The organism is Pseudomonas sp. fls2-241-R2A-110 (genome assembly GCF_030209165.1).
Lineage (GTDB): Bacteria > Pseudomonadota > Gammaproteobacteria > Pseudomonadales > Pseudomonadaceae > Aquipseudomonas.
Genome location: NZ_JARVSN010000031.1, coordinates 124,602 through 135,266, shown reverse-complemented (window position 1 = coordinate 135,266; position 10,665 = coordinate 124,602). Strand labels below are relative to the sequence as shown.

The 10,665-nt window shown below is 58.8% G+C and carries 8 protein-coding genes; 7 read left to right on the top strand and 1 reads right to left on the bottom strand.

What is annotated here, in order from left to right:
- Nucleotides 1-241 precede the first annotated feature (241 nt).
- The 7 genes from QRN31_RS25530 (at nucleotide 242) to QRN31_RS25500 (ending at nucleotide 9,654) form a co-directional block, all read left to right on the top strand.
- Nucleotides 242-1,402: an efflux RND transporter periplasmic adaptor subunit gene (locus QRN31_RS25530; RefSeq protein WP_285435324.1), complete on the top strand. Its 1,161-nt coding sequence runs from the start codon at nucleotides 242-244 to the stop codon at nucleotides 1,400-1,402.
- Nucleotides 1,399-4,500 (top strand): multidrug efflux RND transporter permease subunit, encoded by a 3,102-nt coding sequence (locus tag QRN31_RS25525; protein WP_285435323.1) that lies wholly within the window; start codon nucleotides 1,399-1,401, stop codon nucleotides 4,498-4,500. Before QRN31_RS25530 ends, QRN31_RS25525 begins: the two co-directional genes overlap by 4 nt.
- Before the next feature lie 9 nt (nucleotides 4,501-4,509).
- A complete protein-coding gene (locus QRN31_RS25520) occupies nucleotides 4,510-5,187 on the top strand; it encodes a heavy metal response regulator transcription factor (protein WP_285435322.1) in 678 nt (225 codons plus the stop codon).
- The gene (locus QRN31_RS25515; RefSeq protein WP_285435321.1) at nucleotides 5,177-6,541 is read left to right on the top strand and encodes a heavy metal sensor histidine kinase; all 1,365 of its coding nucleotides are present in this window, start codon (nucleotides 5,177-5,179) and stop codon (nucleotides 6,539-6,541) included. Before QRN31_RS25520 ends, QRN31_RS25515 begins: the two co-directional genes overlap by 11 nt.
- A gap of 258 nt (nucleotides 6,542-6,799) precedes the next feature.
- A complete protein-coding gene (locus tag QRN31_RS25510; protein WP_285435320.1) occupies nucleotides 6,800-7,024 on the top strand; it encodes a hypothetical protein in 225 nt (74 codons plus the stop codon).
- A 462-nt stretch (nucleotides 7,025-7,486) separates the two neighbouring features.
- Nucleotides 7,487-7,948: a hypothetical protein gene (locus tag QRN31_RS25505; RefSeq protein WP_285435319.1), complete on the top strand. Its 462-nt coding sequence runs from the start codon at nucleotides 7,487-7,489 to the stop codon at nucleotides 7,946-7,948.
- Between the two features lie 209 nt (nucleotides 7,949-8,157).
- Nucleotides 8,158-9,654, top strand: coding sequence for a sensor domain-containing diguanylate cyclase (locus QRN31_RS25500; RefSeq protein WP_285435317.1), 1,497 nt, complete (start codon nucleotides 8,158-8,160; stop codon nucleotides 9,652-9,654).
- Between the two features lie 71 nt (nucleotides 9,655-9,725).
- Here the strand turns inward: QRN31_RS25500 and lpxC are convergent, their stop codons facing one another.
- Nucleotides 9,726-10,637 carry a UDP-3-O-acyl-N-acetylglucosamine deacetylase gene (lpxC, locus tag QRN31_RS25495; protein WP_222588379.1) on the bottom strand — a complete coding sequence of 304 codons (912 nt, stop codon included), beginning with the start codon at nucleotides 10,635-10,637 and terminating at the stop codon, nucleotides 9,726-9,728.
- Nucleotides 10,638-10,665: the final 28 nt, after the last annotated feature.

Sequence of the window (10,665 nt, the reverse complement as noted above, 5' to 3'; positions counted from 1 at the left end):
TCCTTTGGGGCGTTTGCCAAAGGGAGTCGCCGTAAGGGCGAAACCGCCAGCCGCCATCACCGCAGCAACGGATATGCCCCCCCAGCCAACACCAACATGGTCGGCCCAAAGGCCGCCAAGACCAAAAGAACGCCCCAAACTGACAGCGCCGTCAGTTACCAGTCACCTTCCCGACCACCAAACAGGTTTATAAAGGAAAATACAAACCCGACAAAACCCCAAGCCCCGGCGCCCCACACGCATGCGAATTCAGAAAAAACCCGCCCTGCTAGCAACCCTTCTGATCGTCATGGCAGCGCTGGGCGTGTGGTACGCCACCAAACCCGCCACCGCCAAACTCGCCGCGCCCACAGCAATCCCCGTTCGCGTCGTCAGCGTCACCACAAAAGACGTCCCCCGCTACGTCAGCGGCATCGGCTCAGTGCTATCACTGCACAGCGTCGTCGTCCGCCCGCAAATCGACGGCATCCTCACCAAAATCATGGTCAAAGAAGGCCAACTGGTGAACAAAGGCGACCTGCTCGCCACCATCGACGACCGCTCCATCCGCGCCAGCCTCGACCAGGCCCGCGCCCAACTCGGCGAAAGCCAGGCACAACTGCAAGTCGCACAAGTCAACCTCAAGCGCTACAAACTCCTGAGCGTCGACGACGGCGTATCCAAACAGACCTACGACCAGCAACAAGCCCTGGTCAACCAACTCAAAGCCACCGCCCAAGGTAACCAAGCCTCGATCGACGCCGCTCAAGTGCAGCTTTCCTACACACAGATTCGCTCCCCGGTCACCGGCCGCGTCGGAATTCGCACAGTGGATGAAGGCAACTTCCTGCGCATGGCCGACGCCCAAGGCCTGTTCACGGTGACCCAGATCGACCCGATTGCCGTGGAATTCTCCCTGCCACAGCAAATGCTGCCCACCCTGCAAGGCCTGATCAACGACCCGGAGCACGCGGTGGTGAAAGCCTACATCGGTGCCGACACCGACGGCGAAACCGGCAACCTGCTGGGCGAAGGTCACCTGACCCTGATCGACAACCAGATCAGCGCCAACACCGGGACCATCCGCGCCAAGGCTGAATTCGACAACCCCGGGCAAAAGCTCTGGCCGGGCCTGCTGGTGACGGTAAAGATTCAGACAGCGCTGGATAAAGATGCGCTGGTGGTGCCGCCCACCGTCGTACAACGCGGCCTCGATCAACATTACGTGTACCGGGTCAACGGCGACAAAGTCGAAACCGTCACCGTACAGATGGTTGCTCAAGGCAGCGGCCAGGACATCATCAAAGGTGTCAAACCGGGCGATGTATTGGTCAGCGATGGCCAGTCGCGGCTCAAACCCGGTTCCACCGTTCAGGTGCTGACCGACCCGCCGCAAGTGGTTCAGTCGGAGTCCAAGCCATGAAGGGCCACGGCTCGATCTCGGCGTGGTGCATCGATCACCCGGTCGCCACCGTTCTGCTGACGTTTGCCTTGGTACTGTTGGGCGTCATCGCCTTTCCGCGCCTGCCCATTGCGCCGCTGCCAGAGGCGGAATTCCCGACCATTCAGGTCGCCGCGCAACTCCCCGGCGCCAGCCCGGAAACCATGGCGTCGTCGGTGGCCACGCCGCTTGAAGTGCAATTCAGCGCCATCCCCGGCGTGACCCAGATGACCTCGAGCAGCGCCCTGGGCTCGACCAACCTGACCCTGCAATTCACCCTCGACAAAAGCATCGACACCGCCGCCCAGGAAGTACAGGCCGCGATCAACACCGCCGCCGGCAAGCTGCCCAAAGACATGCCGACCCTGCCGACGTGGCGCAAGGTCAACCCGGCCGACAGCCCGGTGCTGATTCTCAGCGTCAACTCGACACAAATGCCCGGCACTGAGCTCAGCGACCTGGTGGAAACCCTGCTCTCGCGTCAGATCAGTCAGATCAACGGCGTAGGCCAAATCAACATTACCGGTCAGCAACGTCCGGCGATTCGCGTTCAAGCCTCGGCGGACAAACTCGCCGCTATCGGCCTGACGCTGGCGGACATTCGCCAGGCAATCCAGAACACCAGCCTCAACCTCGCCAAAGGTGCGTTGTACGGCGAGTCGAGCATCTCGACGCTGTCGACCAACGACCAGCTCTTCCATCCCGAGGAATACAGCCAACTCATCGTTTCCTACAAGGACGGCGCACCGGTTCACCTCAAGGACGTCGCCAAAGTCGTCAACGGTTCGGAAGATGCCTACGTGCAAGCCTGGGCTGGAGACAAGCCGGGGGTGAACCTGGTGATTTCCCGGCAACCGGGGGCCAACATTGTCGAGACGGTGGATCGCATTCAGGCCGCCCTGCCCGGCCTCGAAGCCATGCTGCCGGCGTCGGTGCAGGTCAAGGTGCTGGTCGACCGCACACAGACCATCCGCGCCTCGCTGCATGAAGTGGAGGTCACCCTGCTGATCGCAATCCTGCTGGTGGTGGCGGTGATGGCGCTGTTCCTGCGCCAGTGGTCGGCAACCATGATCGTGTCCGCGGTGCTGGGTGTTTCGCTGACCGCCAGTTTCGCCCTGATGTACATCATGGGCTTCAGCCTCAACAACCTGACGCTGGTGGCGATCGTGGTGGCCGTGGGGTTCGTGGTCGACGATGCCATTGTGGTGGTGGAAAACATTCACCGTCACCTTGAGGCCGGCGACGGCATGCGAGAGGCGGCGATCAAGGGCGCCGGCGAGATTGGTTTTACCGTGGTGTCCATCAGCTTCTCGCTGGTGGCGGCGTTCATTCCGTTGCTGTTCATGGGCGGTGTAGTCGGGAGGCTGTTCAAGGAATTCGCCCTGACCGCCACTTCGACCATCATGATTTCGGTGGTGGTATCCCTGACACTGGCACCCACACTGGCCGCGCTGTTCATGCGTGCGCCAGTGCATCACGCCCACAGCAAACCTACGTTTGGCGAACGCTTGCTGGCGGGCTATGAAAAGCTCCTGCGCCGCGCCCTCGCCCATCAAAAATTGATGATCGGGGTGTTCTGCCTGTCACTGGGCCTGGCGATTGCCGGTTACATCTTTATCCCCAAGGGCTTCTTCCCGGTGCAGGACACCGGTTTTGTCCTCGGGACCACCGAAGCCGCCGCCGATATTTCCTACGGCGACATGGTGAAAAAACACTTGGCGATGGCCGAAATCGTCGCGGCGGATCCGGCGGTGGCGGCGTTTTCCCACTCGGTCGGGGTCTCAGGCAGTAACCAGACCATCGCCAACGGCCGCTTCTGGATCTCCCTGAAAAAGCGCGGCGACCGCGACGTCTCGGCCAGTCAGTTCATTGACCGGATTCGCCCGAAACTGATGAAAGTCCCGGGCATCGTGCTGTACCTGCGTGCCGGCCAGGACATCAACCTCAGCTCCGGCCCGAGTCGCGCCCAGTACCAATACGTGCTCAAGAGCAACGACGGCGCGACCCTCAGCACCTGGACCCAGCGCCTGACGGAAAAGCTGCGCGCCAACCCGGCGTTCCGTGATATTTCCAACGACCTGCAACTGGGCGGCAGCATCACCCACATCAGCATCGACCGCAGCGCCGCTGCGCGTTTCGGCCTGACCGCCAGTGATGTCGACGAAGCGCTTTACGACGCGTTCGGTCAGCGGCAGATCAACGAGTTCCAGACCCAGATCAACCAATACAACGTGATTCTGGAGCTGGATACCAAACAACGCGGCAAAGCCGAAAGCCTCAACTACTTCTACCTGCGCTCGCCCCTGAGCGGGGAAATGGTGCCGCTGTCGGCGCTGGCGAAATTCGATGCGCCCACCGTCGGCCCGCTGTCCATTGCCCATGACGGCATGTTCCCGGCCGCCAACCTGTCGTTCAACCTGGCACCCGGCGTGGCGTTGGGCGATGCCGTGATCATGCTCAACCAGGCCAAGGCCGAGATCGGCATGCCGGCGGCCATGAGCGGTAACTTCCAGGGCGCGGCGCAAGCGTTCCAGAGTTCGCTGGCCAGCCAGCCGTGGCTGATTCTGGCGGCGCTGGTGGCGGTGTACATCATTCTCGGCGTGCTTTATGAGAGTTTCGTGCACCCATTGACCATCATCTCGACACTGCCATCGGCGGGGCTCGGCGCAGTGATCATGCTGTGGATCTGTGGCCAGGACTTTTCGATCATGGCGCTGATCGGGCTGGTGTTGCTGATCGGGATCGTGAAGAAAAACGGCATCCTGATGATCGACTTCGCGCTCGACGCCCAACGCAACGGTGGCTTGCCGCCTGAAGAGGCGATATTCAAGGCCTGTATCACGCGGTTCCGGCCGATCATCATGACCACCCTCGCCGCCCTGCTGGGTGCATTGCCGCTGATGCTCGGCTACGGCACCGGCGCCGAACTGCGCCAGCCGTTGGGGATCGCGGTCGTCGGCGGCTTGCTGGTGAGCCAGGCGCTGACGTTGTTCACCACTCCGGTCATATACTTGTGGCTGGAGCGGCTTTTCCATAAGCCCAAACCCGCACCGATGCCGGCGCTGGCAACCACAGACTGAGGCGGGGTCATGCGCGTTCTGATTATCGAAGACGAAGAAAAAACCGCGGACTATTTGCACCGCGGCCTGACGGAACAGGGTTACACCGTGGACCTGGCGCGCGACGGCGTCAGCGGCCTGCACCTGGCACTGGAAAGCGACTATGCGGTGATCGTCCTCGACGTCATGCTGCCCGGCCTCGACGGCTTCGGCGTACTGCGCGCCTTGCGTGCGCGCAAGCAAACCCCGGTGATCATGCTCACCGCCCGCGAGCGCGTCGAAGACCGCATCAAGGGCCTGCGCGACGGCGCCGACGACTACCTCGGCAAGCCGTTTTCCTTCCTGGAACTGGTAGCACGCCTGCAAGCGCTGACCCGGCGCAGCGGCGGCCACGAACCGGTGCAAGTGAGCATTGCCGACCTGTGGATCGACTTGATCAGCCGCAAGGCGACCCGCGCCGGTACGCGCCTGGACCTGACCGCCAAGGAGTTTTCGCTGCTGAGCGTGCTGGCCCGCCGGCAAGGTGAAATCCTCTCGAAAACGGCGATTGCCGAAATGGTCTGGGACATCAATTTCGACAGCGACGCCAACGTCGTCGAAGTCGCGATCAAGCGCCTGCGGGCCAAGCTCGACGGGCCGTTCGACGAAAAACTGCTGCACACCATTCGCGGCATGGGTTATGTGCTGGAGAGCCGCGGTGTCCAGTAACTCGATTGCGCTACGCCTCAGTGGGATGTTTACGTTGGTGGCGCTGCTGGTGTTCCTGCTGATCGGCTGGGCGCTGTATCAACAGGTCGATAAAGGCCTGGGCCTGCTGCCGGAAGCCGAGCTGGACGCGCGCTACAGCGTGCTCGAATCCACCGTCGGGCGTTACGGCACGCCCGAGCATTGGGTGAAGATCAACAACAAGCTCAAGCTGCTCGGCGAAGAAGACAAACGCATCAGTTTCTGGATCATCAGCGGCGATCCGAACTACGAATACGGCAACCTGACGCCGCAGATCCGCGCCTTTGCCGAAGGCGCGCTGGGGATGCGCGACATGACCCTGCCGGATCATCCTTATCCGCTGAAAGTGCTGGTCAGCCAGTTCCCGGCCAAGGATCAACGTCCGCCGCTGCGCTTCATGATCGGCATCGACACCGAGACGTTTTTCCAGACTCAGCATCACCTGCTGATCGCCCTCATCAGCCTGGCGATCGTCGGCGTGTTACTGGCTTCGGCACTCGGGTACTGGGTGGCGCGCATTGGTCTGAAACCGTTGATCAAGTTGTCTCAGGAAGCCCAGCGACTGGCGCCGCCTTTGCGTTCCGGGCGTTTGCGCATGTCGTCATTGCCGCCGGAACTCAATCAGTTCGTCAATTCGTTCAACTCGACACTGGAGCGGGTGGAACAGGCCTATTCGCGGCTGGAGTCGTTCAACGCCGACGTTGCCCATGAACTGCGTTCGCCCTTGACCAACCTGATCGGCCAGACCCAGGTGGCGCTTACTCGCGGGCGTTCTGCCGAACACTATTTCGAAGTGCTGCAATCGAACCTTGAAGAGCTGGAGCGGCTGCGTTCGATCATCAATGACATGCTGTTTCTTGCCAGCGCGGACCAGGGCAGCAAGGCCACCAAACTGACGTCCACCTCGCTGGCCGCTGAAGTGGCGACGACCCTCGAATATCTGGATTTCATTCTTGAGGATGCACAGGTTCAGGTGCGCGTCAGTGGTGATGCGCAAGTGCGGATCGAGATTGCACATTTGCGCCGGGCGCTGATTAACTTGTTGAGTAACGCGGTTCAGCACACCGAGCCCGGACAAGTAATCGAGGTGAAAATCGAGGTTGAGGCGCATCAGGTAAGCATCGGTGTCGCCAACCCAGGTTCGCCGATTGCCAGCGAGCATTTGCCTCGGCTGTTCGAGCGTTTTTACCGGGTGGATGCGTCACGCAGCAACAGCGGCAACAACCACGGGTTGGGTTTGGCGATCGTCAAGGCGATTGCGCTGATGCACGGCGGGGATGTGTTTGTGCGCAGCGATCACGGGATGAATACCTTCGGCATCCACCTCCCGGTTTAGCCCTTCTCAACGGATCGTTCCCACGCTCTGCGTGGGAATGCCTCAACGGACGCTCCGCGTTCGGCTTTTGTTGGGACGCGGAGCGTCCCGGGCTGCATTCCCACGCGGACGGTTCGACGCCTCAACGTGGGAACGATCAGTGTGTAACTATTGCTTTTAACGCAACAGTCCTTTCATGAATCCGCTCTTTTTCCCCTCCGCAATCCCCCTTATCTTTGCCGCACCAAACAGCACTTGCCAAGCAAGAAGGTTTTAAAGATGTCCAACACTATGGGTATTGCCAGCGCTTTCGTTTTGTCCTCATTGTTCCTGTCACCGTTCGCCATGGCTGAAGAGTCGCAGACCTTCGCCGCACAAAACGAGGCACGCGTCGCAGCCTACGAACAGTATCAGAGTGAAATGACGGCCAAAGCCCAGGAAGCTGCGCAAACCCCTCAAGCGTCAACGTCTGCCAACCAGCCACGGGCTGAAAAAGACAGCTGACCCACCCAGTTCGCACCTGTTCCCTCGACACTTTTCATCGGCTCTTCCCTTTGAAAAGTTGTCTTCAAAGCCGCTGCTATCAGCGGCTTTTTTTCGTCGTGGTTTAACACCGGCCTCGTTCGTCTTCCCCTATAAGAAACAGCCTGCACTTCAACCAATGAAGTGCTTGATTGACTCCAAGGAGCTTTACCGCACGTGCGTTTCCCTCTCAGTTTCAGCCCGTTGTTCATTGCAGTTGCTGCAACGATGACCGCCACCTTATAAGCCTGCTAAAAGTCGATAAGGGCTACGGCGCGCTCTGTCAGCAGCACCCCACCCAGCGACAACAGAATGATTCCACTCGTCAGAAAGGGCAACAAAACAGCCGTCTACTGTCAGATCTGACAGTAGCTGAAAAAATAGTGATCGTATTCAATCCAAATGGAATGAAGGTGCCTGACCTTCCTGCCCAAGGAGTTCATCATGACAATTGAATCGGCCAACCCTGATATTCAACTGCGCGCCAGTACAGGTTATGTGGACGTGGATATTGCTTACGGCGGGGGGTTCAAGTCCTCGACAGTCGAATACCGCGAGTCGTCTTCCGACATCGGTTTTATTACCCTGGTTGGTCAAACTGAACGTGTGGCAGATCAATCCAGAGGCATCCAGATCGGTTTCTACGATTCGATTACGCCAGGACAATACCTGTTACCAGCAGAGGCTTTCCCAAAAAACTATTACTGCCGCTACTTCACTCAGAATGGCGATCACCGGATGAGCTACGAAGCGATTGATGGCACCCTGACAATCGAAAGTTTCAATAGAGAGCAAGCGTTCGCAACCGGGAAATTCTCTTTTAACGCCAAAATCGACGACAACGCACCCAGAGAACTCTTCGTGGGCACATTTGATATTCGCTGGGTCGATGACGAGAAAAATTAATAATTGACGAGTTAACTGACGAATACAGGGTGTTCGTCGACTACCCGCTGAATGTCTTCTAAACTTCACCGTACAAATGGCCAGCACGTTTTGCCGGCCTTTTTTTATCCGGGTTTTATTCAGGCGCTCTGGACGCGACCGGTTTCTGGAACTCTGCCCGATTCATGCGAAAGCACCTTCATAACGCCTCATTAGCAGAAGTCAGAACCATGAGCGTGAGCAGTGCACAACCTCAAGATCCGGTCCGTTCGCCCCGGTCGGAGCGGCTTCTGGTTCTTGGCAGTTTGCTGCTGGTGGTCGCCATCCTGAGCATCGTGGCGTTTTTGTTGGTCCGTGAGCGCGCCACCGCAGAACTGTCTGCCACGCGTGCCGCGTCCAATATCGTGCAGTTGATCGACGCCGACGTGCTGCGCAATGTCGAGCTCTACGACCTGTCCCTGCTCGGTCTGATTGCGGCCTCGCAACGAGAAGACCTCAAGAATGTGTCTCCCGCCATCCGCCATCTGGCCTTGTTTGACCGCGCCACGGCCGCACCTTACAAGGGCGATATTCTGCTGTTGGACAACAAGGGCGATGTCATTGCCGACTCGGCCTCGGTGGAGCCCAGAAAAGGCAATTTCGCCGACCGTGAATACTTTCAGTCTCACGTGAGCAATCGCGACCCGGGCATGTTCATCAGCCGCCCCTTTCGCTCCAGGCAGCCTGAACATGAGTGGCGAATCAGCTTCAGTCGCCGGGTCAGCGGTACGCAGGGCGAATTCCTCGGTGTCGCCGAAGCCGCGATGCGCCTGAGTTACTTCGATCAATTGTTCAACAGCTTGAACATCGGTCGTGACAGTTCGGTCAACCTGATCAGCTCGGACGGCATCCTGCTGGCCCAGGAACCGCGCCCGGCCGAAGAGTTGGTCGGCAAGGATTTCAGCAACCGCCCCAATTTCCAGCGCATCGTCAAAGAGGGCAACGGCAGCTTCACCAGCGTTTCAAGCCAATACCAGGACAAACGCCTGTACACGTTTTCCAAGGTGGGCAACCTGCCGCTGATCGTCGTCGTTGCTCTGTCGAGCGATGAAGTGTTTGCCTCCTGGAAGCGCACGACGTTGGTGGTCAGCGTGGCGACCCTGGCGTTGTGCATCAGTCTGCTCTGGTTGACCTGGATGTTCTGTCGAGAACTGCGCCTGCGCCACAACGCCGAGCGGGGGCTGGCGCAACTGGCCGCCACCGATGCGTTGACCGGCCTGGCCAATCGCCGGACGCTGGACCAGGCCCTGCGTCATGAATGGTTTCGGGCGCAACGATCGGGCAAACCACTGTCGGTGCTGATGATTGACGCCGATCACTTCAAGGATTTCAACGATCGGTATGGCCATCAGGCCGGCGACCAAGCGTTACGTACGCTGGCCAGTGTCATCAGCGCCCATGTGCGACGACCAGCTGATCTGGCGGCCCGTTACGGTGGCGAAGAGTTTTCAGTGATCCTGGCGGAAACCGACAGCGCCGGCGCGCAACAGATTGCCGAACACATTCGCAAAGCTGTTGAGCAGTTGCCGTTCATCGAGGGTGCCGAATCGCCGATCACTGTCAGTATTGGTATCAGCACCTGGACAACGGCAACTGATATCAGCCTGGAAAGTGTGCTGTTCGCGGCGGACAAGGCGCTGTATCAGGCCAAGGAAAATGGGCGTAACCGGGTGGTCTCTGCTGACTGAGGAACGATCGGCATACAGGCATAAAAAAAGGCCACCCGAAGGCAGCCTTTAAAAACTAGAGAGGTTTTTACTTACACGGCCGCAACGGGACGCATGTAAGAGATCGGTGCAGTGCTGGCGTCTTCGAAAGTCACGACTTCCCAAGCATCTTTCTGCTCAATCAACTTGCGCAGTAGCTGGTTGTTCAATGCATGTCCGGACTTGAAGCCCTTGAACTCACCAATCAGGCTATTGCCCAGCAGGTAGAGGTCACCAATTGCATCGAGGATCTTGTGCTTCACGAATTCGTCTTCATAGCGAAGGCCGTCTTCGTTCAGTACACCATCCGCGTCGACCACAATAGCGTTTTCAACGCTGCCGCCGAGTGCGAGGTTGTGCTTGCGCAGGTACTCGATGTCACTCATGAAACCAAAGGTGCGGGCGCGGCTGACTTCTTTTACGAACGAAGTGCTGGAAAAATCCACGCTTGCACTTTGTGTGCGGTCACGGAAAACCGGGTGATCGAAATCGATCTCGAAGCTCACTTTGAAACCTTCGAAAGGGACGAAAGTGGCGCGCTTGTCGCCGTCTTCCACTGTCACTTCCCGCAGGATCCGGATGAACTTCTTGGCGGCGTCCTGTTCTTCCAGGCCAGCCGACTGAATCAGAAATACGAAGGGTCCAGCGCTACCATCCATGATTGGGACTTCAGACGCGGAGAGCTCGACGTAGGCGTTATCGATGCCCAGGCCAGCCATGGCCGAGAGCAAGTGCTCCACCGTATCCACTTTGGTGTCACCACTGACCAATGTGGTCGACATCGTGGTTTCACCAACGTTTTCCGCGCGGGCAGGGATTTGCACGACCGGATCGAGATCGGCACGACAAAACACAATGCCGGTGTCGATAGGTGCTGGCTTGAGGGTCAGGTATACCTTCTCCCCGGAGTGCAGGCCTACACCTGTGGCACGGATAATATTTTTCAGTGTGCGTTGTTTAATCATGGCTTGGGCCGCTTCAGCGCAAATTGCG